The organism is Nocardiopsis aegyptia (assembly GCF_013410755.1).
GTDB classification, from domain to species: Bacteria; Actinomycetota; Actinomycetes; order Streptosporangiales; family Streptosporangiaceae; genus Nocardiopsis; species Nocardiopsis aegyptia.
Window position 1 is genome coordinate 2,709,364 of sequence record NZ_JACCFS010000001.1, and the last position, 26,175, is coordinate 2,735,538.

27 protein-coding genes are annotated in these 26,175 nt (G+C 71.7%); 9 read left to right on the forward strand and 18 right to left on the reverse strand.

Annotation, left to right across the window (positions count from 1 at the left end; all coding sequences use genetic code 11):
• Positions 1–200: 200 nt before the first annotated feature.
• Both HNR10_RS12065 and HNR10_RS12070 read right to left on the reverse strand, forming a co-directional pair.
• On the reverse strand, positions 201–911 hold the full coding sequence (locus HNR10_RS12065; protein WP_179823199.1) for a demethylmenaquinone methyltransferase: 711 nt from the start codon (positions 909–911) through the stop codon (positions 201–203).
• Between the two features lie 161 nt (positions 912–1,072).
• On the reverse strand, positions 1,073–1,648 hold the full coding sequence (locus tag HNR10_RS12070) for a hypothetical protein (protein ID WP_179823201.1): 576 nt from the start codon (positions 1,646–1,648) through the stop codon (positions 1,073–1,075).
• A gap of 163 nt (positions 1,649–1,811) precedes the next feature.
• Here HNR10_RS12070 and HNR10_RS12075 point away from each other — a divergent pair, with 163 nt between their 5' ends.
• Positions 1,812–2,108, forward strand: a complete 297-nt coding sequence (locus tag HNR10_RS12075) for a hypothetical protein (RefSeq protein WP_179823203.1) — start codon at positions 1,812–1,814, stop codon at positions 2,106–2,108.
• A 176-nt stretch (positions 2,109–2,284) separates the two neighbouring features.
• Positions 2,285–3,550 carry a delta-60 repeat domain-containing protein gene (locus tag HNR10_RS12080; protein ID WP_179823205.1) on the forward strand — a complete coding sequence of 422 codons (1,266 nt, stop codon included), beginning with the start codon at positions 2,285–2,287 and terminating at the stop codon, positions 3,548–3,550.
• Between the two features lie 49 nt (positions 3,551–3,599).
• Here HNR10_RS12080 and HNR10_RS12085 read toward each other — a convergent pair whose 3' ends face one another.
• Positions 3,600–4,061, reverse strand: a complete 462-nt coding sequence (locus HNR10_RS12085) for a hypothetical protein (protein ID WP_246406192.1) — start codon at positions 4,059–4,061, stop codon at positions 3,600–3,602.
• A 162-nt stretch (positions 4,062–4,223) separates the two neighbouring features.
• On the opposite strand from HNR10_RS12085, the gene HNR10_RS12090 reads away from it, so the two are divergent.
• Positions 4,224–4,847: a helix-turn-helix domain-containing protein gene (locus HNR10_RS12090; RefSeq protein ID WP_179823206.1), complete on the forward strand. Its 624-nt coding sequence runs from the start codon at positions 4,224–4,226 to the stop codon at positions 4,845–4,847.
• On the forward strand, positions 4,844–6,139 hold the full coding sequence (locus HNR10_RS12095) for an MFS transporter (protein ID WP_179823207.1): 1,296 nt from the start codon (positions 4,844–4,846) through the stop codon (positions 6,137–6,139). Before HNR10_RS12090 ends, HNR10_RS12095 begins: the two co-directional genes overlap by 4 nt.
• On the opposite strand, the gene HNR10_RS12100 is transcribed toward HNR10_RS12095, so the two are convergent.
• Positions 6,105–6,449: a DUF4229 domain-containing protein gene (locus HNR10_RS12100; RefSeq protein WP_179823208.1), complete on the reverse strand. Its 345-nt coding sequence runs from the start codon at positions 6,447–6,449 to the stop codon at positions 6,105–6,107. The genes HNR10_RS12095 and HNR10_RS12100 overlap by 35 nt on opposite strands.
• 378 nt (positions 6,450–6,827) lie before the next feature.
• On the opposite strand from HNR10_RS12100, the gene HNR10_RS12105 reads away from it, so the two are divergent.
• Together HNR10_RS12105 and HNR10_RS12110 are read left to right on the forward strand one after the other, a co-directional pair.
• Positions 6,828–7,028, forward strand: a complete 201-nt coding sequence (locus tag HNR10_RS12105) for a BldC family transcriptional regulator (protein WP_082376318.1) — start codon at positions 6,828–6,830, stop codon at positions 7,026–7,028.
• 79 nt (positions 7,029–7,107) lie between these two features.
• Positions 7,108–7,464, forward strand: a complete 357-nt coding sequence (locus HNR10_RS12110) for a PLD nuclease N-terminal domain-containing protein (protein ID WP_179823209.1) — start codon at positions 7,108–7,110, stop codon at positions 7,462–7,464.
• A 97-nt stretch (positions 7,465–7,561) separates the two neighbouring features.
• Here the strand turns inward: HNR10_RS12110 and HNR10_RS12115 are convergent, their stop codons facing one another.
• Positions 7,562–8,890, reverse strand: coding sequence for a pectate lyase family protein (locus HNR10_RS12115; RefSeq protein ID WP_179823210.1), 1,329 nt, complete (start codon positions 8,888–8,890; stop codon positions 7,562–7,564).
• Between the two features lie 261 nt (positions 8,891–9,151).
• On the opposite strand from HNR10_RS12115, the gene HNR10_RS12120 reads away from it, so the two are divergent.
• Positions 9,152–10,126, forward strand: a complete 975-nt coding sequence (locus tag HNR10_RS12120) for a LacI family DNA-binding transcriptional regulator (RefSeq protein ID WP_179823211.1) — start codon at positions 9,152–9,154, stop codon at positions 10,124–10,126.
• 45 nt (positions 10,127–10,171) lie between these two features.
• On the opposite strand, the gene ccsB is transcribed toward HNR10_RS12120, so the two are convergent.
• The 10 genes from ccsB to HNR10_RS12170 all read right to left on the reverse strand — a co-directional run bounded on the left by ccsB (position 10,172) and on the right by HNR10_RS12170 (position 21,417).
• Positions 10,172–11,179, reverse strand: a complete 1,008-nt coding sequence (ccsB, locus tag HNR10_RS12125; RefSeq protein WP_179823212.1) for a c-type cytochrome biogenesis protein CcsB — start codon at positions 11,177–11,179, stop codon at positions 10,172–10,174.
• Positions 11,180–11,182: 3 nt separating this feature from the next.
• Positions 11,183–12,781 (reverse strand): cytochrome c biogenesis protein ResB, encoded by a 1,599-nt coding sequence (resB, locus tag HNR10_RS12130; RefSeq protein WP_179823214.1) that lies wholly within the window; start codon positions 12,779–12,781, stop codon positions 11,183–11,185.
• Positions 12,781–13,587, reverse strand: a complete 807-nt coding sequence (locus HNR10_RS12135) for a cytochrome c biogenesis CcdA family protein (protein WP_179823216.1) — start codon at positions 13,585–13,587, stop codon at positions 12,781–12,783. The genes resB and HNR10_RS12135 overlap by 1 nt, the downstream gene beginning before the upstream one ends.
• Positions 13,587–14,369, reverse strand: coding sequence for a TlpA family protein disulfide reductase (locus tag HNR10_RS12140; RefSeq protein ID WP_179823217.1), 783 nt, complete (start codon positions 14,367–14,369; stop codon positions 13,587–13,589). The genes HNR10_RS12135 and HNR10_RS12140 overlap by 1 nt, the downstream gene beginning before the upstream one ends.
• Positions 14,370–14,574: 205 nt before the next feature.
• Positions 14,575–14,778: a helix-turn-helix domain-containing protein gene (locus HNR10_RS12145; RefSeq protein ID WP_053616995.1), complete on the reverse strand. Its 204-nt coding sequence runs from the start codon at positions 14,776–14,778 to the stop codon at positions 14,575–14,577.
• A gap of 252 nt (positions 14,779–15,030) precedes the next feature.
• Positions 15,031–15,828, reverse strand: a complete 798-nt coding sequence (locus tag HNR10_RS12150; protein WP_179823218.1) for a phosphatase — start codon at positions 15,826–15,828, stop codon at positions 15,031–15,033.
• A 149-nt stretch (positions 15,829–15,977) separates the two neighbouring features.
• Positions 15,978–17,138 (reverse strand): acetoin utilization protein AcuC, encoded by a 1,161-nt coding sequence (locus HNR10_RS12155; protein WP_179829686.1) that lies wholly within the window; start codon positions 17,136–17,138, stop codon positions 15,978–15,980.
• A 147-nt stretch (positions 17,139–17,285) separates the two neighbouring features.
• On the reverse strand, positions 17,286–18,815 hold the full coding sequence (locus HNR10_RS12160) for a DUF1109 domain-containing protein (RefSeq protein WP_179823220.1): 1,530 nt from the start codon (positions 18,813–18,815) through the stop codon (positions 17,286–17,288).
• A 747-nt stretch (positions 18,816–19,562) separates the two neighbouring features.
• Positions 19,563–20,357 carry a pyrroline-5-carboxylate reductase gene (gene proC / locus HNR10_RS12165; RefSeq protein ID WP_179823222.1) on the reverse strand — a complete coding sequence of 265 codons (795 nt, stop codon included), beginning with the start codon at positions 20,355–20,357 and terminating at the stop codon, positions 19,563–19,565.
• Positions 20,358–20,439: 82 nt separating this feature from the next.
• Positions 20,440–21,417, reverse strand: coding sequence for a sugar phosphate isomerase/epimerase family protein (locus HNR10_RS12170; RefSeq protein ID WP_179823224.1), 978 nt, complete (start codon positions 21,415–21,417; stop codon positions 20,440–20,442).
• Positions 21,418–21,627: 210 nt separating this feature from the next.
• On the opposite strand from HNR10_RS12170, the gene HNR10_RS12175 reads away from it, so the two are divergent.
• Complete coding sequence (locus HNR10_RS12175; protein WP_179829687.1) at positions 21,628–22,245, forward strand: class I SAM-dependent methyltransferase; 618 nt, start codon at positions 21,628–21,630, stop codon at positions 22,243–22,245.
• A 26-nt stretch (positions 22,246–22,271) separates the two neighbouring features.
• Here HNR10_RS12175 and HNR10_RS12180 read toward each other — a convergent pair whose 3' ends face one another.
• Positions 22,272–22,886, reverse strand: coding sequence for a C40 family peptidase (locus HNR10_RS12180; RefSeq protein ID WP_179823226.1), 615 nt, complete (start codon positions 22,884–22,886; stop codon positions 22,272–22,274).
• Between the two features lie 255 nt (positions 22,887–23,141).
• Positions 23,142–24,059 (reverse strand): SGNH/GDSL hydrolase family protein, encoded by a 918-nt coding sequence (locus tag HNR10_RS12185; RefSeq protein WP_312889221.1) that lies wholly within the window; start codon positions 24,057–24,059, stop codon positions 23,142–23,144.
• Between the two features lie 193 nt (positions 24,060–24,252).
• On the opposite strand from HNR10_RS12185, the gene radA reads away from it, so the two are divergent.
• Entirely contained in the window at positions 24,253–25,623 is a 1,371-nt protein-coding gene (gene radA / locus HNR10_RS12190; protein WP_179823230.1) for a DNA repair protein RadA, read from the forward strand.
• Positions 25,624–25,679: 56 nt separating this feature from the next.
• Here radA and HNR10_RS12195 read toward each other — a convergent pair whose 3' ends face one another.
• Complete coding sequence (locus tag HNR10_RS12195; RefSeq protein WP_312889222.1) at positions 25,680–26,057, reverse strand: SSI family serine proteinase inhibitor; 378 nt, start codon at positions 26,055–26,057, stop codon at positions 25,680–25,682.
• Between the last annotated feature and the right edge of the window lie 118 nt (positions 26,058–26,175).

Genomic DNA, 26,175 nt, shown 5'->3' on the forward strand with positions numbered 1-26,175 from the left:
CGTCCCGCACAATCGTCCGATAGCACGCAGAGGACACCAAGGCCGTCGCCACGCGCCTATTCCCTGACAAACGCGCAGCTCATGGACGACCTCTTGCCACACGCACCACACGCGCAACACAAAACCCCAAAGGACTGACCGTCCTTTGGGGTTTTGGGGTGTTTTTCAAGTATTAAGTCATGTGGGGCTTTTGTCGGGATTTACTTCTGCCGGAAGCCCCGGTGCAGCGCGACCGTGCCCAGCGTCAGGTTGCGCCAGGCGACGCGGGACCAGCCGGCGTCCTGGAGGTGGCGCGCCAGCGCGGGCTGGTCGGGCCAGGCCATGATCGACTCCGAGAGGTAGTCGTAGGCCTCACTGCGCCCGGAGAACGCGCCCGCGATCTTCGGCAGGGCGGCCATGAGGTAGGTCGAGTAGAGCTTGTCCACGAAGGCCACGGGGATGTGGCTGAACTCGGCGATCACCAGGCGCCCACCGACCTTGGTGACCCGCAGCAGCTCGCGCAGCGCCTGGTCGATGTCGTTGACGTTGCGCAGGCCGAAGGAGATCGTGACGGCGTCGAAGGTCTCGTCGGCGAAGGGCAGGTGCAGGGCGTCGCCCGCCACGAACGTCACCCCGCCCCGTGAGGCCCCGCCGCGCCGCTGGGCGCCGGTCCGGAGCATGCCGAGCGAGAAGTCGCACGCGATCACCCGCGCGCCCTTGGTGACGAAGGACTCCGAGGAGGTACCGGTCCCCGCCGCCAGGTCCAGGACCAGCTCGCCGCTGTGGGCGTCGACCGCGTTGACGACGGCCCTGCGCCAGACGCGGTCCTGGCCGAGCGAGATGACGTCGTTGACGAGGTCGTAGTTGTCGGCGATGCCATCGAACATCGCCGCGACGTCCTGAGGCTTCTTGTCGAGCTTGGCGCGGGTCATGGTCACCACCTTAAGGGGGCCGCCCCGCGCGCCGACCCGGGGTTCGGCTGGAACGGTCGGGTGTCGACATCCCCTTCCCAGGAGGATCCGGGACAGCGCCGGGGTCCACGAACGCATCCCGCACTCCCTCGGACGGGGGCGGCGTACGAACTCCGGATACCTCAGAGCTTGCCTTCCATGAGGACCGTGCGATGCCCCCCGAGCGCGCGTGAGAGACCTTCGAGGAAGCCGGCGCTGAAGTCGGGCCAGTCCCAGAATTGGAAACCGAGATACCCGAAGGCGAAGTAGTCATCCGACCAGGCCCACGCAGTCAGGTCACCAGGGCGGCGACAATGCGGGCAGGCGACTGCGGCGCTGCCTGTGTCGCTCCAGTCGCTGATGGCCTCACCGAAGAGTTCCCACGCACCCTCGATCTCCTCCAGCCGGTCGGTGTAGAACTCCGCCCGACCCGCACAATGGGGGCACACCGCGAACATGGGCTCGCCCTGGCCGCAGTCGAACACGGTGCGGCCGGTCTCGACCCTGAGCCCGTCGCTGGGTTCCCAGTCCTGCCGGCCGACGGCCTTGGCCCAGGAGGGACCGGGCGGATGCCCCGACGGCGCCCCGAGAACACAGTCGGTGAGCTCGGCTCGAACTATCCCCTCCCTCACCAGCCAGTCGAGTCCGCTGTCTGCCAGGGTCCGGGCGTCCGCATGCGTGGCGTCGAGATCCACGACGGTCTGGAAATAGTTCCCCATGAGGCAACAGTAGAAGCACCGCTCTGTTCCGCGATCCCCGCCACCGGTGGCCGGGGTCGGCCAATCCGCCGGGAAAGCCCTTCCCGCGCCCGCGGGGCCGTGGTACATCAGTAGTGCGCAAGGCCCGATCGCATCGCACCACCACCCCCCACATGGAGAGCGAATGAAGCGACGCGTCCTGACCGCCTTCGGCACCCTCACCGCCGCCCTGCTGCTCGCGGCGACCACGGCCACGACCGCCCACGCGGCCGACGGCGTCCTCACCATCAACTACACCGCCTACCGGGATCCCGCCGGGTGCTACCAGATCTCGGGGTTCTTCCCCTACAAGATCGACAACCGCACCGACGAGAACGCGGTCGTCCACACCGGATGGCGCTGCGACGGTGAACGGCTCGCCCTCGTACGGCCGGGCGAGACCCACTACGGCGAACTCGGCCACAGCCTGTACATCCCCTGACGGGCACCCGCCACCGACCTCGGGGCGCCGGCATCGACGAGGATGCGGCGCCCCGTTCGTGTGCGCGGGGGCAGACCCAACACCGAGATCGTCACTGTCTGTGTTTTGGCCACGACTCTTTGACACAATGTGGGTCACCGATTCGACCGACCCCGCCTGAGCCTGGAGAGTCCCTCGTGAAACCCACCCGTACAGTCGCCGCGTTGACGATGGGCGCGCTGCTGCTCCTGCCCGCCGGTGTCACGGCCGCCGCGCCGACCGCGGCCGCCTCCTCCGCGACGGTGAGCGAGCGCGCGGTGTCATGGACGCCGCACGTCCTGGACGGAGCGGTCAAGGACATCCTCCGCATCGGGGACACGGTCGTGGTGGCCGGGGACTTCAACCGGGTCGCCGACGCCGACCGCGCCCGCACGCACACCCGGCGCAACCTCTTCGCCTTCAAGCACGGCACCGGCGAGATCCTGCGGGGCTTCGTCCCCTCCGTGAGCGGCCAGGTGAACTCGCTGGCCGAGGGCCCCGACGGCACCGTGGTCATCGGCGGGCACTTCAGCGCGGTGAACGGCTCCGCCTCGCGCGGGCTGGCCCGGCTCTCGCTGGCGGACGGCCGGACGGACCGGGAGTTCGACGCGGTCCTCGACGACGGCACCGCCTACCGGCTGGCGAGCGACGGCCGCGACCTCTACGTCGGCGGCTCCTTCTCCGGGATCAACGGCAGCGCGCGGCACGGCGTGGCCAAGCTCGACATCGACGACGGCGAGGTCGACACCGGCTTCGACACGCGCATCGAGGAGCAGCGGCGCGGCCAGCTGCGCGTGCAGGACCTGGCGCTGAGCCCGGCCGGGGACCGGCTCGTGATCAACGGGACGTTCACCCGGGTGGACGGCCACGACCGGTACCAGATCGCCATGCTGGACGCCGGCGACGGCTCGGTCACCCCGTGGTCGACGTCCGCGTTCGAGCCCGAGTGCGACTACTCCCGGATGCAGACCTACATGCGCCGGATGGACTTCTCCCCCGACGGCTCCTACTTCGCGGTGGTGACGGCGGGCGGCCCCACGGTCAAGCCGGGACTGTGCAAGTCCGTCACCCGGTTCGAGAACACCGACCGCCCCGGTGCCCGGCCCACCTGGAGCAACCTCACGGGCGGCGACTCGCTGTACTCGGTCGAGGTGACCGGCTCCGCGGTCTACGTCGGCGGGCACCAGCGCTGGATGGACAACGAGGACGGCGCCCACAACGCCGGCCCCGGATCGGTGGAGCGCGAGGGCATCGCCGCCGTCGACCCGCGCACCGGCCGGGCGCTGCCGTGGAACCCGGGCCGCTCGCGCGGACACGGCGTGGAGGCCCTGCACGCGACCGACGACGGCCTCTACGTCGGCAGTGACACCGAGCGCCTGGCGGACACCTACCACGGCCGCCTGGGCATGTTCCCCACCACCTGACCCGCACCGCGTGTCTGCCCCCGCCCGCACCGGCGGGGGCACACGCACGTCAGACGACCGGCTCGCTCTCCCGCGCGGCATTGCCGCGCCCAGGCTTGCGGCCACGGCGCCCCGACCCGCCGGACCCGCTCAGCAGCTGCTGGACCCGCTGATGGGACAGGTGCACGACCTCCCCCATCGAACGCTGGGAGAGCCCTGCCTCACGCATGGCCTCCAGCGCCCTGGCGCGGCTGCGCTCGTGTTCTGCCATGGCCTCCACGAAGCGCGCCTCGGCATCGATGACCTGGAGGACGTCCTCGGTCACGTCCTTGCCACCGAACTCGTAGCGCCAGGTGATCGTGAAGTCACCAGGATCAGACCTCGTCAGGTCCGCGATGAACTCGGGGACCTCCTGCCGGACCTCGTCGAAGTCCACATAGTCGACCGCACCCACGGTCCCTTTCGGCAGACCCGCGATGCTGACTGCCCACAGGTCCTCATCACGGGTGACGGTCACCGTGTAGTCAGGCATCATTTCTCCATCCACCTCTCGCCGAACAGGTGCGCCAAGCCGCCCTCCACATCCTGCAACACACCCTGCGTGAGATCCCGGGAAACTGCACGATCGAGATACCCAAGACTTCTTGGCCAAGAACCCTTGGCCAAGAAGTCTTGGGCGTTTACGGTGGCGGGCATGAACGACGCTGTCCCGTCCCCTGACCGTCCGAACGACCCCTTCGCGAACGCCGCCGTGCCCGACGCCCGTTCCCTGCGCGGCCTGGCCCACCCGCTGCGGCTGCGCATCCTGAGCCTGCTGGAGAAGCACGGCCCCGCCACCGGCAAGGCGGTCGCCGAGCGGCTCGGCATCACCTCCGCCTCGGCCAGCTACCACCTGCGCCAACTGCTGGCCTACGGCTTCATCGAGGAGGCGCCGGAACTGGGCTCGACCAGGGAGCGCTGGTGGCGGGCCCCGCACCGGGGCTTCCGGCTCCCGGAGTCGCTGGACACCGAGGCACCCGAACTCAGCACGGCCGTCCGCATGGCCCTGGCCGCGCGCTGGGCCGAGGACCTGAACGGCGCCGTCCAGGTGTGGAGCGCGCAGCCGGAGGGCTGGCGCGAGGCCCAGGTGATGTCCGAGCGCCGGACCCGGCTCACGGTGGACGAACTCGCCGCGCTGCGCGAGGAGATCCGCGCGGTCCTCGACCGCTACGCGCGCGATGTGGAGGAGGCCGTCCCCGGCGGGCGGGTGGTCACCACGCACTTCGCGGCCTTCCCCAGCCCCGGTCCCGACGACGAACCGCCCCGGGACCCGGCGTGAACCGGCCCGGGCGGTACCGCCCCGCCCAGACCCGCCGTCCGCTGGCCGGCCTCGTCCTGGCCCAGGCCTGCGCCTCTACGGGCACCCGGTTGGCGCTGGTCGCCGTTCCGTGGTTCGTCCTCACCACGACCGGCAGTCCGACCGACATGGGGCTGGTCACGTTCTTCGAGCTGGGCGCCTACACCCTCGCCCGCCTCCTGAGCGGCCCCCTGCTGGACCGGCTCGGGCACCGCGTGGTCAGCGTCCGCCTGGACGTGGTCGCCGCCGTGGCGGCGCTGTGCGTTCCCCTGCTGCACTCCGTCGGACTGCTGTCCCTGCCCCTGCTCCTGGTGCTCGTCACGGTCATCGGGCTCGCGAGCGGGCCCTCCGAGACTGCGAAGGTCTCCCTCACGCCCTTCGTCGCGGCGGCCACCGGCACGCGGGTGGAACGCGTCGCGGGGCTCACCGGCACGGTGGACCGCACGGCCCAGACCGTGGGGCCGGTCGCCGCCGGCGCGGTCGTGGCCGCCGGCCCCCTGACCGCGCTGTACGCCAACGCCGTGCTCATGGTCCTGGCGTCGGCGGTCCTGGCGCTGCTCGTCCCCCGCTCCCTCGGCCGCACCGCCTCGGAGGACGGTGCCCGCGTTTCGGGGAAGGGCTACCTCGGCCTGCTGTACGAGGGGTGGCGGGCCGTCTGGGGCGACGCCTGCCTGCGCGCGCTCGTGCTGATGATCATGGTCACCAACCTCGTGGACGTCGCCGTGATGACGGTCGTGCTGCCCGTGTGGGCCGCCGACGGCAGAGGGGGCGCGCAGACCGTCGGGCTGGTCGCGGGCGCTCTCGGCGGGGCGTCGGTGCTCGGGGCCGTGGCGGCGGCGTGGATCGGCCACCGGCTGCCCCGCCGGTTCACCTTCTTCGCCGCGTTCCTCGTCTCGGGGCCGCCCCGCATCCTCGTCCTGGCCCTGGACGTGCCGCTGTGGGCGGTACTGGCGGTGTGGTGCGCCTCCGGGGTGGCAGGAGGCCTCATCAACCCGATCCTGTCGGCGGTCCTCTTCGAACGGCTGCCCGCGGACATGACCGGGCGCGGGATGGCGGTGGTCGGCGCGCTCGCGCGGCTCGGGGCGCCCGTCGGGGCTCCCCTGGTCGGGCTCGCCGTGGGCCTGGCGGGCACCTCGCCCGTCCTGTTCGTCTGCGCGGCCGTCTACGTGCTGGCGACGACCCTGCCGGTGCTCGGCCCGGCCGCCGCGGCGATGGCGGCGCCGCCGGCGCCCTCGCCGGTCAGGGCTCCCGGGACTCCGGCTCCCCCTGCTTGACGGCCGCTTCCGGCCGCCCGTCCTCGTCGGCGCCGGCGTCCGGGCCGTCCTCCTGGAGGTGGTCCTCGCGCGAGGCGCCGCCCTCCAGCCGCTCGGCCACGCCCGGGCCCCTGCGCTCCTCGATCCGCTTGACGGCCGAGGCCGACATCTGGTCCCGGAGCTTGGACAGCAGGACGTAGGAGGCGAGCCCGCTCACGAGCCAGGCGAGGACCAGAGCGATCCACGACCGCGCCCCGAACAGGTAGACCACTCCCAGAGCCCCCACGAACAGGCCGACTCGGGCGGCCGTGTAGGTCAGCCAACTACGCATCGAAAAGCCTCACAACTGACGTTTACCTGGACTAGATTGGTCACCACGCCGCATCCACGTGCGAGGCCACCGGCCCCGGCGTGTTCCAGGCGGTCGCGAATCCCTCGCGGACGCCGCTTCGGAGGGGCTCCCTCCAGGTTAAGGCCGTGCCCGGGCACCCACCCACCAGGTCCGGTAAGCCGCGATTCACCAAGTCATGGGATGTTTCCAATCCCGACAGGAGGGCCCGAACATCACGTTCCGGTCACATATCCGGTACTCCTCCCCCCAACGCGGCAATTTCTCCGAAAACTAGGGAGGAAACGGACCAACTCGTGCACACTAGGGGATCAAACGCCCGCCGCCCCCAAACTCCAAGGCGGGCATGATTGGGGGAACGTGAAGGTGGAACGAGCAACCGAACGCCTGTTGACCCCCGGGGAAGTGGCCTCACTCTTCCGGGTTGATCCCAAGACCGTGACACGCTGGGCCGCCTCCGGGCGGATCAGCAGCATCAGAACCCCGGGGGGCCACCGTCGCTTCCGGGAGTCCGAGGTCCGGGCCCTCCTGCTCGGTGAACCGAGCGAAAGCACCCCCTGAGGGCACCCTGCCGTGCGCGGCCGCTCCGGGGCGTCCCGCCCGGCCGTGCGCAGTGGACAGATCAGAGTAGGCTGGAACCATGGTGTGGCTCGGTGGCCTGATCACGCTCGTGACGATCGTTCTGTGGGTGTACGCGTTCTTCGACGCGTTGACCACCCCTGCCCAGGAGGCACGGAACCTCCCGAAGATCCTGTGGCTCGTCGTGATCGCGCTCTTCATGCCGGTCGGTTCGATTCTGTGGCTCTTCCTCGGGCGGCCCCGTCAGAACGTCGCCGCCCAGGGAAACGCGCCCTCCCCGGCTCAGGCCGCGAGTGCCGCGGACGACCTGGACCCGTCGGACTTCGCCAAGCCCTCGGACAGCCCGCACCCGCTCGGCCCGGACGACGATCCCGAGTTCCTGCGCGGTCTCGGCCGGCGGATCGACCCCGACGACTGACCACGACGAACAACACGACGGTGGGGCCGTGTCCGCGAGGGCACGGCCCCACCGTCGTTCTCCGTCCGGGTGGTGGACCCCGGGGCGTACCGGCGTCCTACAGCAGTCCGGCGCCGACCCTGCGCGGCAGGGACCGGATGGCCCACACCGGCTGAACCCGCTGGACGTACTCCGGTGTCCAGGTCCGCTCCGTACCCAGCGCCCGGTCCGGGTGCAGCGCGTTGTGCTCGGCGACCAGGTCGACCGCGCTCATCCGGCCGCGCCCGTCGTACATCACCGCGTTGCCGTGCGCCACGAGGTCCGTGCCGCCCCAGTTGTAGACGATCTCGCCGGCGCCGATGCCGTCACGCAGGTCGAAGACGTTGTTCTCCGCGTACAGCTGCGACTCCTTGCCCGCGCCCAGCGAGTACTGGTAGTGGTCGCCGGCCAGTGTGTAGTGGTTGTTGTAGACGTGGACCTGCCCGAAGCGCACGCGCGGCGCCCGCTGCCCGAGTCCGTCGAAGTGGTTGTGGTGGTAGGTGACCCGCAGGTGGCCGCGGTCGGTGGTCCGGCTGTCGCTGTTGCCCACGATCATGGCCTTGTCCCGCTCCACGAAGTGGTTGTAGGACACGGTGACGAGGTCGGACTCGCGGGCGATGTCCAGCAGGCCGTCGTGCACCTCGTACTTGCCGCCGAAGTACTCCGGGAGCTCGCTGCCGGGGTTGTCGCCGTCGTCGAACGTGCTGTGGTCCACCCACACGTTGGTCGCGCCGGACAGCTCGATGTTGTCGTACTCGGAGTTCCAGTTGCCGGTGTTGCCGTCCTTGGGGTCCCAGCCCGGGAAGCAGTCGTAGGCGTCGGAGAAGCTCAGGTTGCGCAGGATGACGTTCTCGACGTCGTGCACCTGGAGTGCCACCCCGGTCAGGCCCGCGTCCTCGCCCGTGCCGACGACGGTGGTGTTGGACCCGACCTTCACCCGGATCTGCGCGGCCTGGGTCCGGTACGAGGCGTCGCGCGCCTCCTCCAGCGGGCCCTCGGGGTCCTCCCAGCCCCACACCTCCGGGTCGTAGGCGGCGAGGTACTCCTCCAGGCTGTAGCCGTCGACGGCGTAGTCCTCACAGCGGAGCGGTGTGCCGTCGGCGGCGGTGTTGCCGTCGATCAGTCCGTCGACGACCACGATCCGGGGCCGGTCGTCGTCGCGCGGTCCGACCGCCGCGCGGAACTCCTCCATCGTGTCGACGCGGACGACGTCCTCGTCCGCCGCCGCGGAGCCGCCGGTGGTCCCGCCGCCGGCCGAGCCCCAGCCGTCACCGTCGGCGAGCACCTGGCGGGTGATGTCACGGGGGTGGTGGTCGCGGTCGGCGGGCGCGGCGTGCGCGGTGGTGGCCGCGGTCGCGGTGAGGGCCACCGCCATCGTCAGGGTCAGGGGTAGGGCCAGTCTTCGCATGATCGTCCGTCCGCTCGGGGGATCAGTCCGGACCGAATCGGATCCGAACTGCAAACGTTTGCACGAAGATGCCTCGAAAAGCGCTGCCCAGTCAACCCCTTCGTCATATGATCGTCATGGAAAACTACGGAAAACTGCACTAGCATCCATGTGGACGGACCATCCCGACAGGACGTCACGACGACTGACTTTCCGCAACCGCTTGCTGTCATCGTCCACTCAGCACCACACTCGACGCGCACCAGGAAACGGAGGTCGCGGGTGGCCGTGACCATCAGGGACGTCGCCCGCGCCAGCGGCGTCCATGTCTCCACCGTCTCGCGGACCTTCTCCGCGGCGCACCTGGTCAACGCACAGACGCGCTCTCGCGTCCTGGCCGCGGCCGACGAGCTCGGCTACCGTCCCAACCGCGCCGCGCGGGCCCTGTCCACCCGGCGCACCGGCAACCTCGGCCTCATCGTCGCCGACATCGCCAACCCGTTCTTCCCGCCGCTGATCAAGGCGGCGCAGTCCCAGGCCCGGGCCCGCGACTACCACGTCTTCGTCGCCGACACCGACGAGCAGGCGCGCGTGGAGGAGGAACTCGTCCGGTCCATGGCCAAGCAGGTCGACGGCGCCCTGCTCGTCGCTCCCCGGCTGAGCAACAGGGTGATAGCCGAACTCGGCCGCGACGTCCCCTTCGTTCTCGTCAACCGGCGGGTCAGCGGCCTGCCCGGTGTCCTCATGGACGTCGCCGCGGGCGCCCGCCAGGCCCTGGAGCACCTGGCCGGGCTGGGCCACCGGGAGGTCGCCGTCCTCACCGGCCCGCGCGCCTCCTGGACCAGCCAGGAGATGGTGCGGGCCGCCGAGGCGTGCGCGGGCGAGCACGGGCTGCGGCTGCACCGGATCGGCCCCAACCCGCCCACCGAGGAGGGCGGTGCCGCGTCCGCCGACGAGGTGGTCGCCAGCGGTGTGAGCGCGGTGCTGGCCTACAACGACATGGTCGCGGTCGGGCTCGTCCAGCGGGTCGAGCGGCTCGGACTGACGGTGCCCGCCGACCTCAGCGTGGTCGGGGTCGACAACACGCACGCCGCCCGGTACTTCCGGCCGGCCCTGACCACCGTGGACATGCCCGTCGCGGCGGCCGGGCGCGGCGCCATCGACCTCCTGCTCCAGGCCGTGACCACGGGGGAGCCGCCCGGCACGGTGTCCCTGGACACCCGCCTGGTCGTGCGGGACTCCACCGCCCGGCGGTGAGCCCCCTGGCCGGGCCCGGCCTGATCCGACCGGGCTCCGGCCCCGTCAGGCGTAGCTGTGCAGGCCGCTGAACACGTAGTTCACCGCGAAGAAGTTGAACATGACGGTCGCGAAGCCCAGCACGTTGATCCACGTGGCCTTGGGTCCCCTCCAGCCACCGGTCGCGCGGGCGTGCAGGTAGGCGGCGTAGACCACCCAGGAGATGAACGACCACACCTCCTTGGGGTCCCAGCCCCAGAACCGGCCCCAGGCCTCGTCCGCCCAGATCGCGCCGGCGATGATGCCGAAGGTCCACAGCGGGAACGCGAACAGGATGAACCGGTGCGAGATGCGGTCGAGCAGCTCCGGGCTGGGCAGGCGGCCGGCGATCCCGGCGACCTTCTCCCCCAGCGCCCTCCTGGCCTCGGCGCGGTGCGAGACGAGGTAGGTGATCCCGGTGACCCCGGAGACCATGAACGCCCCGCCCGCGATGATCAGCGCGGTGACGTGGATCGGCACCCAGTAGGAGTGCAGGGCCGGGATGAGCGGGCCCGGGTCGACGTACAGCCACCGGACGCCGATGCCCAGCAGGAGCAGCACGGGGACGAGCACGAAGGCGCCGAGGAAGCGCGCCTGGTACCGGAACGAGGCGAACAGCAGGCCGCCGACGGCGATCAGGCACAGCGCCACGATGAACTCGAACATGTTGCCCCACGGCCAGCGCCCGGCCGCCAGACCGCGTGAGACGATCTGCGCCACGCTCAGCGCGAAGCCCAGGACCGTCACGCCCAGCGCGATCCGGCCCATCGCGCTCCGGGGCGCCTTCGCCTCGCCCTCGGTGCTGCGGACGTTCACCTCGATGCCCGCGTCGTCGCCCTCCGGCTCTCCGTCCTCGCGGGCGCCGACGGCCACCGGCATCAGCCGGCCCGCCTTCAGGCTGGTGCGCCGCCCGTAGGCGGCCTCGATCGCGAAGAGGAACAGCGCGGCCGCGTAGGCGACGATCATCGCGATGATGAGCGTGTCACTGGCCGAGGCCATCGCCTCGTTCACCGGCGCGGCGAGTGTGTACGTCACCGGTCACTCCTTCTCGTCAGGGGTAGCGCCGCCGGAGTCGGCCCGCAGCCGTCCGGCCAGTCGCGTGGTCAGTTCGTGGAACTCGGCGTTGTCGCCGGCCGCCTCCGTCTTGCCGAGTCCGGCCACCTCCACGCTGGTGCGGCCGTCCTCCCCCCGGGTCGCGCGCACCCACACGCGCCGGGGGCGCACGAAGAGCGTGATGAGCAGCCCGCCGACCGCCAGCGTCGCCGCGGTCAGTGCCGGGAGCCGCGCGCCGTCCCGGTTGCTCTGGAGGCTGACGTACTCCTTGACGCCGGAGAAGGTGATCGATCCGGCTCCGTCGGGCAGCTCCCAGGTGTCCCCGACCCTCAGCGTGGGCGACGCCCCGAGCTCCTCCATGCCCTCGGTGCGCAGCTGGTAGACCGACTGGGGGTCGATCAGCCCGAGGTCGCCGCGGTAGCCCTGCAGCGTGACCGCGGGATCGTCCGCGTCCGGGTAGGTGGAGATCAGCTCGCCCGCCTCGTTCTCGGCCGCGGTGGGCAGGAACACGCCGACGAAGCCGAGCTGCTCCCCCCCGGTGTCGGGCACCTTGACCACGCCGTCGGAGGTGAAGGTCGCCGTCTCCCGGTACAGGAAGGGGACGGCCTGGTCGAAGACGACGTCGCCCTCGGCGTCGCGGACGACGAACTCGGGGGCGTACCCGTGGCCCAGCAGGTAGAGCTGGACGCCGTCCACCGTCAGCGGGTGGTTGACCTCCAGCCGGTGCTGTCCCTCCTCCGCCTCCGGGGACTCCTTGTACGTCAGGTCGGCGACGTAGGAGGACGCCTGGCCGCGCAGGTCGCCGTCCTCGATGAACGACGCCTCGAAGTCGTCCAGGTGGAAGGAGAACGGCTCCAACCGGTCGGTGTCGGTCCAGTGGCCGGGGTAGATGGCGTCGTAGGACGGCAGCGTGTTGGCGAACCCGTCCCCCTCGACCACGAGCATGTTGCCCCGGTAGCCGAAGAACGCACCGGCGGCCAGGGCCAGCAGGAGGCCCAGCAGGGCCAGGTGGAACAGGACGTTGCCGGCCTCGCGCAGGTAGCCGGTCTCGCTGGACAGGGAGTCGCCGTAGCGCTCGATCCGGTAGCCCTTGAGGACGCCGCGCGCCCGCTCCAGGACGGCCTCCGGCTCGGCGTCGGTGCTGAACCGAGCCGAGTAGGGCATCCGGCCCAGGTGGCGCGGTGTGCGCACCGGCCGGGCGCGCACCGCGCGGGCGTGCGCCAGCGCGCGCGGCAGGACGCAGCCCGCCAGGGAGACGAAGAGCAGCAGGTAGATCGCCGCGTACCAGGGGGAGGAGAAGACGTCGAAGAGGGAGAACCGGTCCAGCCAGGGGGCCAGGTCCGGGTGCTCCTGGAAGTAGGTGTCGACCTCGTCGACGCTGACCACGTTCTGGGGCAGGACCGACCCGGGGATCGCGCCCACCGCGAGCAGGAACAGCAGGATCAGCGCGGTGCGCATGGAGGTCAGGACGCGCCAGGCCCAGCGGGCCCAGCCGATGACGCCGAGCCCCTTGGGCCCCGCGGGCCGCTCGGGCCGCTCGGGCGCGTCGCCGTCCGCGGCGGTTCCGGTCTGTGCGGTCGTCATCAGATCACCGTCTGGTAGTCGGCGGCCCAGCCCTGCATGACGACGGTCAGCTGCGTCCACAGGCCGGTGACCATGGCCAGGCCGACGAGGACGAGCATGGCGCCGCCGACCACTGTGACCGTGCGGGTGTGGTTCCTGAGCCAGGAGAAGGCGCCCAGCGCCCGCCGGTAGAGCAGCGAGGCGAGCACGAAGGGCAGTCCCAGCCCGACGCAGTAGACGAGCGAGAGCAGCATGCCGCGGCCGGCGCCGCCCTCGACGAAGGCCAGTGTCTGGACGGCGGCGAGGGTCGGACCGATGCAGGGGGTCCACCCGAGCCCGAACAGGACGCCGAGCAGGGGTGCTCCGGCGAGGCCGGCCCGGGGCAGGCGGTGGATGCGGAACTCGCGGGCGAAGCCGGGCAGGACGCCCATGAAGGCCAGGCCCAGCACGACGGTGACCACGCCGAGGACCCGGGTGATGGGGTCGGTGTAGTCGATGAGGATGTCGCCGAGCCAGCCGATGAAGCCGCCGACGGCGACGAAGACGAGGGTGAAGCCCGCGATGAACAGCGTGCTGCCGGCGACCATGGTCCAGCGGCGCGCGGCCAGTTCGGTGTCGACGTCGACGGCGGTCGCCGTGGCGGTGCCGCCGCCCGCCTCCGCGCGTGCGCGCATGTCGGCGCCGCTCATCCCGGTCACGTAGGAGAGGTAGCCGGGCACCAGCGGCAGGACGCACGGGGAGAGGAAGGAGACCACCCCGGCGGCCAGGGCCAGGGGCGCCGCGAGCAGCAGGGAGCCGGACAGGACGGTCGTGCCGATGGCGTCCATCAGTCGGAGTCCCCGTTCCCGCCGCCGTCGCCGGCGTTGGCGTCGTCACCGGCGCCCTCGGCGGGTTCCCCGGTCTCCTGGGGCTCCCCGGCGCCCTCCGACGCCTCGGGGTCGGCCTCGCCGTCGGTCTCCGCGGCCTCCTGTTCGGCCACCCGGGGCCGCTCCTCGGGATCGCCCAGGTCGAACTCGACCACCACCGGGTTCAGCAGGTCCGTGAGCTGGCCGTAGGTCGTGGGTCCGATCACGCGGGCGGCGATGCGCCCCTCGGGGTCGATGATCAGCGTGCTGGGGATGGAGCGGGGCGGCACGGTGTCGCGGAAGGCCTGCGGGATCTCGCCGGGCTGGTCGTACAGGCTCGGGTAGGGGATCTCCTGGTGCTCCGCGTAGGCCTGGGCGGCCGTCTCGTCGTCCTTGATGTTCACGCCGAGGAAGTCCACGCCCAGGTCGGCGTACTCGGCGTGCACCTCGTCCAGGACCGGCTGCTCGGCCCGGCAGGGGCCGCACCAGCTCGCCCAGACGTTGAGGACGACGATCTCGCCCAGGTAGTCGCTCAGCGCGATCTCGTCGCCGTCCAGGCTGGTGCCGGAGACCTCGGGCACCTCCACGCGGTCGGCGCCCTCGAAGACGGTGGAGCTGCCGTCGCCGGAGATGAACCGGTCGTCGGCGCCGCCGTTCTGGATCTCGTTGCCGCCGGCGCAGCCGGACAGGACGAGCACGGCCGCGAGGGCGACCGCCATCGGGCGTGCCGATCGGAGCCGCGGGCCGGCACTGGTACTGGGCATCGAGGGGACCTCGCGAAACAGGGCGTGAACAGGGCGGACCACAACAACGACAAAGTGTAGTAGATGCCCTGGAGACCCTTCGGCCGCCCCGTCGCTCCGACCATGGCAGGTGCGAGCGAGGCGGCGTCAGGCGAGGTGGAGCGCCTCTGGAGTCAGCAGACCGGGGGCCCGGCGTGTCGCCCGGCCCCGGTCGGCCCGGCCCTGATCAACCAGCCTCGACGAAGGCTTCGCGGAGGTAGTCGTGCACGGCTCGTTCGGGAACCCGGTAGGAACGCCCCACGCGAATCGCGGGGAGAACTCCCGAGTGCACCATTCGGTAAACGGTCATCTTGGACACACGCATGATCGTGGCGACCTCGGCCACGGTCAGGAACCTGACCTCTTCGAGAGGAGGCTTACTCGCGTTCATCTTCCGACGCCCTCATTTCCCGGACGTGAGCATTGTCTACCGGTCAGCCCAGCGTGGAGCCGAAAGAAGAGCGACCCCGGTCTTGCCCGTTCCTACGCCACGCCGGCGTGTCATGCTGTCACTACTGACACGTCCGTTTTCAGAGTAGGGCCGAGTTCCCTTGAGCGAAAGCCTGTTTGTACTGTCTTCGGGGATATACGGTGCCGACGGGGCGGATGAGGTTTAAAGGTGGGTATAAATGGTCGGCCCTGCTCACATGAGACCCGCGCGAGCCATCACGTACTGGCGTAGCGGCACGTAGTCCTCGGTCAGATATCCGTCGTCCAAAGGCACGGTGACCAGCAATTTCCCTTCGTGTTCGGCGAGGAAGAGAGCCGGGTCGTTGCAGTCGGCGAAGCCCATCGTGGGCACTCCCGCCTCCCCCGCCGCACCCGCGAACCCGTGGTCGGCGATGACCAACTGCGGCCACGCCCGTCCCCGCTCGGCGAGGTCGGCGAGGATGGCCCGCATCGCGAAGGGGTGGTGGCTGTGGCGGGACAGGTGCCCGTCCGTGACGATGGCGACGTCGTCCTTCCACACCACGATGCGCCGGTTGGGCGGGCGCTCGGTGGTCACCTCGTAGGAGTAGCCGCCCGCCGCGGTGACGACCTCGCAGCCGCGCGCGGCCAGGGCGTCCTTCCACTCCCGGTAGGTCTCGCGGAGCTTGGTGGGGTGGCCGGTGGCGAACATGACCCGCTCGCGGCGCTCTGCGGCCAGGGCCAGCCGGTCGGCGAAGGCCTCCAGCGCGTCCACGGTGAGGTCGGGGTCGATGGTGTCGATCCCCCACACGTACTCCTCGTCGCCCACCACGCCGCAGCGCTTGTTCATCAGCGCGAGGACTTCGGAGAAGGTCCAGTCGTGGGCGAAGGTCAGGCCGAACTGGTGATAGGGGTCCTTCTGGACCAGGCGCCGGTAATGCCGCAGATTGTTCTGGCGCGGGGTGTCGACGTGCCCCGCGATCCCCGTGCGAACCAGATAGGTGATGAGTTCAGCGCGTGTCGGCGGCGTCACCGGCGTTCCCCTTCCTCGTCTGCGCAGCGAGCGTGCGCCACGCCGTGCGTCCACCACGACGCCTGCTCCTGTTCGCCCGGTATTCAACCTCTTCCTACCCGCTGGACGCGCGCCACGCCCAATCCCGGTGAATTCACCGATCGGCGGGTTCAGAGGCTGGGATCGATCCCGTGGCTGGGGAAAACGGCGGTCCGCGTCGCGTTGATCGCCCGGTCGACGGGGTCGCCGGGGTCGTACCCCTCCTCGAAGGGGGAGAAGGAGACCTCGCGCCCGTCGGTCATGTACAGCGGCGCCATCTCGCCGGTGCGACGGCGCACGAAGTCCCGCCAGCTCTGCGGGGTCTCGGAGTCGGGGTCGATGGGCGCGCCCGCGGCCTCGGCGAGCAGGTGGGTCCAGGCGCGCGGCACGACGTGCACGAGGCCGTACCCGCCGCCGCCGAAGAGCAGCCACCGGCCGCCCGCGGTCTTCTGCGCCAGCCGGTGCAGTTCGGCGTAGGCGCGGCGCTGCCCGTCGACGCTGAGCGTGAGGTTGGCCAGGGGGTCCAGGGCGTGGGTGTCGCAGCCCTGCTGGGTCACCAGGATCTCGGGCTGGAACTCGTGCAGCAGCGGCGGCACGACGGCGTCGAAGGCCCGGTGCCAGCCCGTGTCGCCGGTCCCGGCGGGCAGCGCGACGTTGACCGCGTAGCCCTCCGCGCCGGGGCCGCCGGTCTCCGAGGCCTGGCCGGTCCCGGGGAACAGGGTGGCCGGGGACTCGTGGAGGCTGATGGTGAGTACGCGCGGGTCGTCGTAGAAGGCGCGCTGGACGCCGTCCCCGTGGTGGACGTCGACGTCGACGTAGGCGATGCGCTTCGCCCCCTGCTCCAGGAGCCAGGCGATGGCCAGGGCGGGGTCGTTGTAGACGCAGAAGCCCCACGCGTTGCCGCGCATGGCGTGGTGCAGGCCGCCGGCGATGTTCGCGGCGTGCGAGGCCTCGCCCGTCCACACCGCCTTCGCCGCGGCCACGGAGGCCCCCGAGATCAGGGCGGCGGCGTCGTGCATGTCGGGGAAGACGGGGTTGTCGGCGGTGCCGAGCATGTGGGCGTCGTCGGGTTCGAGGGTCTTGCCCGCGCGCTTGACCGCCTCGATGTAGGAGGGGTCGTGCACGAGCGAGAGCAGCTCGTCCGAGGCGGGTTCGACGTCCAGCAGGCCGACGCCGGGCGCGTCCAGGACGCCGAGGTCGCGGCTCAGGGCCATGGTGAGCTCGACGCGGATCGGCGCCATCGGGTGCTGGGGCCCGAAGTCGTAGGCGGTGAGTCCGTCGTCCCATGCCACCCGAAGCGAGCAGGACGTGCGCCCTCCCATGTGGTGACCCCCGTTCCAGGTGTGCGTGCTCCGAAGCACACAGTACGCAAGACGGGCCTCCGGGCCGAAACCCGGGGTCGGCCCGGTGCGGGCGGAAACCGCACCGGGCCGGTGGTGTCAGTTGTTCGACATCACGTAGAAGCAGGACTCCTGCTTGTAGCCGGCGTCCATGTCGACGGTCCCGTGCAGGGGCCGGGACTGGAAGAGTCCGGAGCCGCTGGAGGTGAGCAGCAGCCGGTACTCGCCCGGCTCCAGCTCGACCGTCATCCGGTCGCCGTCGTCGAAGCAGGAGTTGCCGGTGGGCGGCGAGGTGTACTCCTCGCAGTCCTCGCACGCGTCCGTGACGACCTCGCCGTGGACGCCGTCCGGGCCGACGTAGAGGAACCGCATCTCGTGCGGGGAGTTGTTGACGACCTCGATGACGACCTTGTCGTTGCCGCTGTCGCCGGTGCGCTCGCCGCCCCAGTCGTTCTCGCCGAGGGCGGTGAGGGTGTCCATCTCCTCCTCGATGTGGGCGGCGCCGACGTGGCGGACCAGGTCCTCGACGTCGTCGGCCTCGTAGTCGGGGTACTCCGCGGTGAGGAAGTCGGTCATGGTCTCGGCCGTGGTGGCGTCGCCGCCGTCGACCTCCGCCCAGCCGCACTGGCGCGCGGACTCGGGGTACTCCGCGTCGATGCGCTCGGTGACCTCGGGGGCCGCGTCCCAGGCGAGTCCCTCGAAGACGGCGATCTGCTCGTGGGCGGTGCACCACAGTTCGTCGGCGTAGTCGCTGGTGCCGACGTCGTACAGGTCGGCCAGGGCGCCGGGGACCTCGCCGGCGGCGGCGGTGCCGTCGTAGTCCCGCGGAATCACGGTGTAGATCTCGTGGGCGCGCTGGAGGTTGTCGCGGTACTCGTCGTTGACCACGCCGGTGTACCCCTCGACCGCGTCCTGCTTGAGGCCGTCGGCGAAGGACAGGTGGATGTCGGCGACCTCGCCGTCGGTGTCCTCCCACTCCGCGGCGTGGTGGGCGAAGTAGGTGGCGTAGGAGTCCAGCGCCTGCTCGTACTCCTCGTTGTCGACGTCGCCCTGTGCCGTCTGCAGGAGTTCGCAGGCCGCGATCCCGTCGCGCGAGCGCTGCATCAGGGAGGGTGACAGGGAGAGCTGGAAGCCGCTGCCCACGCGCTCGTAGGTGGAGATGGCGCTGTCGCAGTCGCCGCGCGCGTGCGCGGCGTTCGCCACGCGCAGCTGCCACTCGCCGACCTGCCACACGCTGAGCAGGGAGGCGGCGACGGCGACGGCGAGCCCGCCGGCGGCCAGGAACGGCATCGGGCTCTTGGGGAGCTGTTCGCCGCGGGTCACGGCCCGCTCGTCACGGGCGCGCCCGGCGAAGAGGCCGTGCACGGCCGCGGCCGCGAACCACACGAGGAAGATCGGCACCCACAGCAGGAGGTTGTCGGCCGCGCCGATGATGGCCGCCGTGACCAGCAGGCCCACCGTGACGATGAGGGCGCCCGCGAAGAAGGGCCACTGGCGCAGGTAGAAGTAGCCCGCGCCCAGGCCGGAGGCGTTCAGGGCGGCGGTGCGGATCGCGGACGGCGACTTCAGGATGCCCATGCGCGGCGGGCGGGGCTGGGGCGGCGGCGCGCCGAACTGCCCGGGAGGCATGCCGCCCGGGGGCATCCCGCCAGATGGCATCCCGCCGGGTGGCATCCCGCCAGGAGGCATTCCACCGGGAGGCGTGCCCGGGGGCATGCCGCCGGGAGGGGGACCGGGGGGCCGCTGGCCCGGGGGCATCCCGCCCGGGGGCGGTCCGGAGGGCATGCCGCCCTGCTGCATGCCGCCGGGCGGGGGCGGCCCCTGCGGCGGCATCCCGCCCTGGGGCTGCCCGGGAAATCCGCCGGCGGGGGTGCCGCCCTGCGGCTGTCCGGGCACGCCGCCCGCCGGGGTACCGCCCTGGGGCTGCCCCGGGAAACCGCCCGCCGGGGGCCCACCCTGGAACTGTCCCGGCACGCCACCGGCCGGAGTACCGCCCTGCGGCTGTCCCGGCACGCCGCCCGCCGGGGTACCGCCCTGCGGCTGCCCGGGAACGCCGCCCGCCGGAGTTCCGTCAGCGGGTGTACCGCCGGGCGGAGGGCCTCCCTGCGGCTCTTGGGGATCGGAAGGGGAAGGAGGATTCGTCATGGAGGACCCTGGGTCGGCTGGGGAATGGGAGATACGCGGGGACGAGGGTGCACGGACGGTATCCGGCAGGGCACCCCCTATGCACAGTACCCACCCGCTTCCGCCCGAATTTCCCCACCCCGCGTCCGATCCCGGCCATCAACCGAACGGCTACGGCGAGCATCCAAGTCCGCGACCTGGGCGGTCGGAGGGCCGCCCGGCGACTCCCGCCACGACGCACGGGCGGCGGGGTCAGCTCCCGGAGAGCTCCCGGCTGCGGTCCCGCGCGGCCTCGATCGCGTCGGTGAACGCGGTGCGCACGCCGTGCCGCTCCAACTCGCGCAGGGCGGCGGCCGTGGTCCCGCCGGGCGAGGTGACGGCCTCGCGCAGCACGACCGGGTGCTCACCGGACTCGGCGAGCATCGCGGCGGCGCCCGTGATGGTCTGCCCGACGAGCTTCTGCGCCGTGGCGCGCGGCATCCCCATCGCGACGCCGGCCTCGATCATCGTCTCCGCGATGAAGTAGAAGTAGGCGGGTCCGCTCCCGGAGATCGCGGTCACCGTGTCCATGTGCTGTTCGCCGACCCGGATGACCTCGCCGACCGTCCCGAGCAGCTGTTCGGCGCGGTCCAGGTGCGCGGCGCCCGTGTGGGCGCCGCCCGCCACCGCGGTCATCCCCTGGCCCATGAGCGCCGGGGTGTTGGGCATGGCCCGCACGACGGGCACGCCCGCGGGCAGGTGGCTCTCCATCACCGCGGTGGTGAGTCCGGCCGCGACCGAGATCACCAGGCGGTCGGTGCCCACGTGCGGGCCGATCTCGTCGAGGAGGGCGAGCATGTCCTGCGGCTTGAGCGCCAGCAGCAGCGTGTCGGCGCGCTTGGCGGCGTCCTGGGCCGGCACCACCTCCACCCCGTACCGCCGGCGCAGTTCCCCGGCGTGCTCCACCCGCGGCTCCGTGACGAGGACGTCCCCCGGCGCGTGGCCCTTGGCCAGCATTCCGGCGAGCAGGGCCTCGCCCATCTTCCCGGCACCGATGATCGCGATCATGAAGGGTCCTCTCTGCGGTTCACCCCCAACGCTAACGGCCCGGGAGGTGCCGCGTGGACACCGCGTCCCACCCTGTGGACGGTCAGTCGCCGCGGCCGGTCCCGTCCCCGCCGTCGGTCCCCTCTCCGCCGTCGACGGGACCGGTGTCGTCCACCGTCCCGCGGCGGTCCACCTCGAACAGGTGGGGGCGCGCGGCCGACGGGCGGCGCAGCAGCCCGATCCGCTCCCGGCGGTCGTGGGAGGCGTGCTCGGACCCGGTGGGCCGGGCGAAGTGCAGCCGGGTGAACGCCAGCGCCTCGGCCAGCTCCCTCAGGCGGGCCTGGCGGTCCGCGGCCTTGCGGGTGCTCACCTCCAGCACCAGCTGCCCCTCGTATCCCGTCGTGGCCAGGTGCTCCAGCAGTTCGGCGACCGGCTGGCGCCCGCGCCCGGGGATGAGGTGCTCGTCGAGGTTCTGGCCGCCGAAACCGTCGGCCACGTGGACGTGGGACAGCCGGTCGCCCAGCCGTTTGGCCATGTCCATGGCGTCGGAGCCGGACATCGCGGTGTGCGAGAGGTCCAGGGTGACGTCGGGGTAGTCGCGGTCGAGCGGGTTCCAGCTCGGCGCGTAGGGCACCACCTCGCGGTCGCGCACCCGCACCGGGTACATGTTCTCCACCGCGAAGGCGACGTCGGTCTCCTCCTGCATGCGGGCGACGCCCGCCTCGAACTCGCGGGCGTACTCGCGCTGCCAGCGGAAGGCCGGGTGGACCACGATCGTCTTCGCGCCGAGGGCCTCGGCCATCTCCTTGGACCGCACGAGCTTGCCCCAGGGCTCCCGCCCCCAGACCCGCTGGGTGAGGACGAGGCAGGGCGAGTGGACGGCCGTGACCGGTACGCCGTGGTAGTCCGACAGGCGGCGCAGCAGGTCGATGTCCTGGCTGGCTGGGTCCGAGGAGACGAGCACCTCCACGCCGTCGTACCCCAGCTTCGCCGCGATCTCGAAGGCGGCCGGGGTCTTCTCCGGGTAGACCGACGCTGACGACAGGACGACGGGTGCGTCTGGGACCTGGATAGGGCTCACGGGACCCAGACTATGCGCTCGTGTCCCCTTCGTGCCTACCGCCCGCGCGAACCCGGCGCGCCGCCCCCTGTCGAGTACGTTCGACCGACGACACGGCGGTGGGCAGGGAGTACGGACGTGGCACGAGGTACGGGTGCGATCCCCCGGGACGCGATCCCCAGTCCCAACATCTGGCGGAATCCGGGCACCTACGAGCTGGAGAACGAGGCCGTGGACCCCGACGGGGTGCTCGCCGCGGCGATGGACCGGATCCGCCCGGTCGACGACGCCCACGTGCTCGACATCGGCTGCGGCACCGGATACCACCTGCCCGGATTCGCCGCGCGCGCCCGGCGGGTGACCGGCGTGGAACCGCACCCGGGGCTCGCGGAGTCCGCGCGCGCCCGGGTGCGGGGCCTGGATCGCGTCCGGGTCCTGGCCGGGACCGCCCAGCGGCTGCCGGTCCCCGACTCCGTCGTCGAGGTCGCGCACGCCCGCTGGGCCTACTTCTTCGGTCCCGGGTGTGAGCCCGGTCTGATCGAACTGGATCGGGTGATGCGCCGTGGCGGGGTCGCGTTCGTCATCGACAACGACGCGACGCGCTCCACGTTCGGCGCGTGGTTCCGGCGGTCGCTGCCGAGGTACGACCCGGCCGCCGTGGAACGGTTCTGGTCCTCACACGGGTTCACGCGTGAGGCTCTGACGATGCGCTGGTCCTTCGCCGACCGCCGCGCCTTCGAGGCGGTCGTACGGATCGAGTTCCCCTCCGCTCTGGCCGCCGAGATCATCGGGGCGCACCACGGGCTGTCGGTCGACTACGCGGTCAACCTCTGGTGGAAGCGGTACTGAGGCCGGGGTCAGGGGCACGGCCGGGGTCAGAGCCGGACCGCTCCGGCGAGGTTGTAGTGGGTCACGGCCCGCTCGCCGATGCGGCGGCCGGAGCTCGGAGCGTCGATCATGCGTCCGCCGCCGAGGTAGATGGCCACGTGGTAGGCGTAGCCGCCGTTGTCGGTCCAGTACAGGAGGTCGCCGCGCTCGGCCCGGGAGTAGGAGATGCGCGTCCCCGAGTTCACCTGGTCCTGCGCGATGCGGGGCAGGCGCACCCCGGCTTCGCGGAAGGACGCCTGGACGAGTCCGGAGCAGTCGAAGGAGTCGGGCCCCGTGCCGCCCCAGGCGTAGGGCTTGCCCTTGTGGGACTCGGCGGCGTCGATGGCCTCCTCGACCGTCGAGGAGGACAGCGCCTGGTGGATCCGCTCCCCCTCCGCGCCGGCGGCCGGGGACGCGGGTACCGCGATGGCGGCGGTGGCGGCGGTGGCGGCGGTGGCGGCCGGCTGCGCCAGGGCCGGAGCGTTCCCGGCGGCCAGCGCCGCGACGACGGCCAGCGCCACGGCCGCCGCGCGCGGCCCGGACCGGCCTACGGGCGAGGCCTGCCGCCCCCTCTCGGTGGGACGACAGGCCTCAGTTCGCTCGCACTCTCGCTGTGTTCGCATGACAGGATTCCCCTTCATGGTGACGTCAGGTGACGAGTCCGGCGCCCGTGACGGGCATCGGCCCCGCGCTCATCCATCACCATTCGTCACACAAACAGCAAGAGAAATCACTCTGTGTAGTCTAATCGGTACCCAAGGAAGGTAAAGCCTGAGTGAAGTCGGCGGACAAACCGGGCGTTACCTTGCGTTCGGCCACCTCCGTCGGTCGCGCTCGGTCACCGTCGAACGTCACACCCGGTCACCGCCGAGGCGGCCTCAGACCTCGGCCGGAGCGACGCCGAGGCCGGCCAGGACCCGGTCGGCCGTGACCGCCATCCCCGCCTCGTTGGGGTGGACCGGGAAGGCGGTGTTCTCCGGCACCACGCCCTCGACCCACCGGTCCCCGGCGGGCTCGCAGACGTCGTGGCCGCGTTCGAGGACGTCGATGTAGACCGCGCCGGCGGCCCCGGCCTCCTCCGCGATCATCGTGTTCAGCGAGGTCTGCAGCGCGTCCAGGTAGGCGACGTCACCGCGCGCGACCGGCATGGTCGGCCAGCAGCCGCCGCTCTCCGGGAGGATCTGGAGGTAGCCGACCGCGAGCACGGTGGCGTCGGGGCTGCGCTCGCCGACCTCGGCGTAGACCCCCGCGACGTCGTCGCGGAGCTCCTCCACGCGGCCGTCCAGGGTGTCGCCGTAGTGGTTCGCGCACGGGCTGCCGAGCGGGTTCCGCAGGCTCAGCTTGGCGCAGCGCACGAAGATCTCGGAGAACCCGAGGTCGTTGCCGGAGATCCCGACGCTCACCAGGTCGGTCTCCGGGGTGAGCGCGTCGTACTGCGGCGGGACGTCGGTCAGGTCCTCGTGCTGGGGCTCACTCAGGTCGGCGATCACCGCACCCGAGCAGCTCGCGTCGGTGAACTCGGCGACGCCCAGGGCGTCGGCGACCAGGTGGGGGTAGTTGGCGCCCGACCGCAGGCACCGGGGATCGGAGCCGGGCGCGGTCGGCGGGATCAGCGGACCCGCGGTGAAGGAGTCGCCGAGGGCGACGTAGTGCTCGAACGCGGCCTCCCCGGTCTCGGCGGCGGCGGGTGCCGAGACCAGGGACAGGCCCAGCGCGGCCGCGGCCAGCGGGACGAGGCTGCGGCGAACGGTGCGGGGGACGGAACGGGCGTGGGGGGCCAGATCGGTACGGGACACGCGGTTTCCTCTCACGTCAGGGCGTCGGAAGCGGGGGCGCACACGCCCTGTAGTGATTCTGTAACACGACCTACGGGCCGGTCGCCCTAACCCGTAGGTAACTTTCACGTGTCCCGTCGTCCCACGACCGTCACCGCCCCGGTTCCCGCCGAGGCCACCGCGCCTGTCGGCTCCGGCCGATACCGTGTCGACCATGGCCAAAGCAGCGAAGTCCACGTTCCGGTGCTCCGACTGCGGTTGGAGCACCCTCAAGTGGGTGGGACGCTGCGGTGAGTGCCAGGCCTGGGGCACGGTTGAGGAGGCCGGAGCCCCGGCCGCCGCCTCCGTGGCCGCCGCGCCGGTCACCTCCCGCGCGCGGCCCATCACCGAGATCAGCGTGGAGAGCGCCGAGGCGGTCCCCACCGGCGTCGACGAACTCGACCGGGTCCTGGGCGGCGGCGCCGTGCCCGGCGGCGTGGTCCTGCTCGCGGGCGAGCCCGGCGTGGGCAAGTCGACGCTGCTCCTGGAGGTCGCCGCCAAGCGCGCCGCCGAGGGCCCGGTCCTGTACGTGACCGGCGAGGAGTCCGCCGGTCAGGTGCGCCTGCGCGCCGAACGGCTGAACGCGCTGTCGGACAAGCTCTTCCTGGCCGCGGAGACCTCCATCGCCTCCCTGGTCAGCCATGTGGACGAGGTCGCCCCGCGGCTGCTCGTCGTCGACTCGGTGCAGACGATGGTCTCCCCCGACGCCACGGGCGTGCCGGGCGGCGTCACCCAGGTGCGGCAGGTGGCCGGCGCGCTGATCCAGATCGCCAAGGAGCGCGGCATCGCCACCGTCCTGGTCGGCCACGTCACCAAGGACGGGTCCATCGCCGGCCCCCGCATGCTGGAGCACCTGGTGGACGTGGTGCTGCACTTCGAGGGCGAGCGCCACTCCCAGCTGCGCCTGCTGCGCGCGGTGAAGAACCGGTACGGGCCCACGGACGAGATCGGTGTGTTCGAGCTGACCGAGTCCGGCATCGTCGGCCTCCCCGACCCCAGCGGCCTCTTCCTCACCGAGCGCACGGACCCCGTCCCGGGCACCTGCGTCACGGTGACACTGGAGGGGCGGCGGCCGCTCATCACCGAGGTGCAGGCGTTGGTCGCGCCCACTCCGCTGCCCGCGCCCCGGCGGGCCACCTCGGGCCTGGACACCTCACGTGTGAACATGATCCTGGCGGTCCTGGAGAAGCGCACGGGGATGCGGCTGGCCAACATGGACGTCTACGCCTCCACCGTGGGCGGTGTGCGCCTCGGTGAGCCCGCCGTCGACCTGGCCCTGGCCCTGGCCGCAGCGAGCTCCAACAACGACGTCGCCCTGCCGCGCGGGTTCATCGCCGTCGGCGAGGTCGGCCTCGCCGGGGACGTGCGCGCGGTCAACGGGGTGCGCCGCCGCGTCGCCGAGGCCCAGCGCCTGGGGTTCACCGAGGCGGTCGTCCCCAAGCACTTCGGGGACCCGGTCCCGGGGATCCGCACGCACGAGGTGGAGGAGCTGAGCGAGGCGCTGGTCCGCGTGGCGCGGCGGCGCGGGCGCTCCCAGGACGGGTGAGGGGCGGCGCGGACGCCCCCGCGCCCGCGCCCCGGCCTCCGGGCCGAACCCGGCGGTCAGAAGTCGAAGATCGGACCCTTGGCCGTGGTCATCCGGCACTTGTTGCCGAACACCTCGGAGTACTGCTCCCCGCCCGAGACCGTGACCTCGTGCGGCAGGTACTCCAGGGTGCAGACGCCGCCGGGGTCGACCATGACGGCCTCGACGGAGCCGGCCTCGGCGATCAGCTCGCAGGCCTCGGCGGCGTTCGGGTGCGTGCCCCCGGCCGTCCGCCCGCACGTGAGGGTGGCTTCGCGCGGGGTCTCGCGCTGGCCGACGGCCAGTTGCAGGGTGTAGTGGGCGGCGGTTCCGGTGTCGTACGCCTGCGCGGGGGCGGCGAGCCCCAAGGCGAGCACGGCGGCGGTTCCGGTGATGATGGCGACCGAACGTCTCACGAGTGTTCTCCAGCACGTCGATGGGCTGTGGGACACAACGAAGCGTAAGGACGAAGTGACCCACTGTCCAGACCATGAGACGTCGCAAACTAGACATTTGCCGCGCATCAGGGCCATT

Coding starts and splice junctions, on each gene's coding strand:
- HNR10_RS12140 (WP_179823217.1), bottom strand. CDS start 14,369: ATGCCCAGTACCAGTGCCGGCCCGCGGCTCCGATCGGCACGCCCGATG.
- HNR10_RS12110 (WP_179823209.1), top strand. CDS start 7,108: ATGGTGTGGCTCGGTGGCCTGATCACGCTCGTGACGATCGTTCTGTGG.
- HNR10_RS12135 (WP_179823216.1), bottom strand. CDS start 13,587: ATGGACGCCATCGGCACGACCGTCCTGTCCGGCTCCCTGCTGCTCGCG.
- radA (WP_179823230.1), top strand. CDS start 24,253: ATGGCCAAAGCAGCGAAGTCCACGTTCCGGTGCTCCGACTGCGGTTGG.
- HNR10_RS12070 (WP_179823201.1), bottom strand. CDS start 1,648: ATGGGGAACTATTTCCAGACCGTCGTGGATCTCGACGCCACGCATGCG.
- HNR10_RS12085 (WP_246406192.1), bottom strand. CDS start 4,061: ATGCCTGACTACACGGTGACCGTCACCCGTGATGAGGACCTGTGGGCA.
- HNR10_RS12065 (WP_179823199.1), bottom strand. CDS start 911: ATGACCCGCGCCAAGCTCGACAAGAAGCCTCAGGACGTCGCGGCGATG.
- HNR10_RS12115 (WP_179823210.1), bottom strand. CDS start 8,890: ATGCGAAGACTGGCCCTACCCCTGACCCTGACGATGGCGGTGGCCCTC.
- resB (WP_179823214.1), bottom strand. CDS start 12,781: ATGACGACCGCACAGACCGGAACCGCCGCGGACGGCGACGCGCCCGAG.
- HNR10_RS12145 (WP_053616995.1), bottom strand. CDS start 14,778: ATGAACGCGAGTAAGCCTCCTCTCGAAGAGGTCAGGTTCCTGACCGTG.
- HNR10_RS12100 (WP_179823208.1), bottom strand. CDS start 6,449: ATGCGTAGTTGGCTGACCTACACGGCCGCCCGAGTCGGCCTGTTCGTG.
- HNR10_RS12090 (WP_179823206.1), top strand. CDS start 4,224: ATGAACGACGCTGTCCCGTCCCCTGACCGTCCGAACGACCCCTTCGCG.
- HNR10_RS12160 (WP_179823220.1), bottom strand. CDS start 18,815: ATGCCTCCCGGGCAGTTCGGCGCGCCGCCGCCCCAGCCCCGCCCGCCG.
- HNR10_RS12180 (WP_179823226.1), bottom strand. CDS start 22,886: ATGCGAACACAGCGAGAGTGCGAGCGAACTGAGGCCTGTCGTCCCACC.
- HNR10_RS12075 (WP_179823203.1), top strand. CDS start 1,812: ATGAAGCGACGCGTCCTGACCGCCTTCGGCACCCTCACCGCCGCCCTG.
- proC (WP_179823222.1), bottom strand. CDS start 20,357: ATGATCGCGATCATCGGTGCCGGGAAGATGGGCGAGGCCCTGCTCGCC.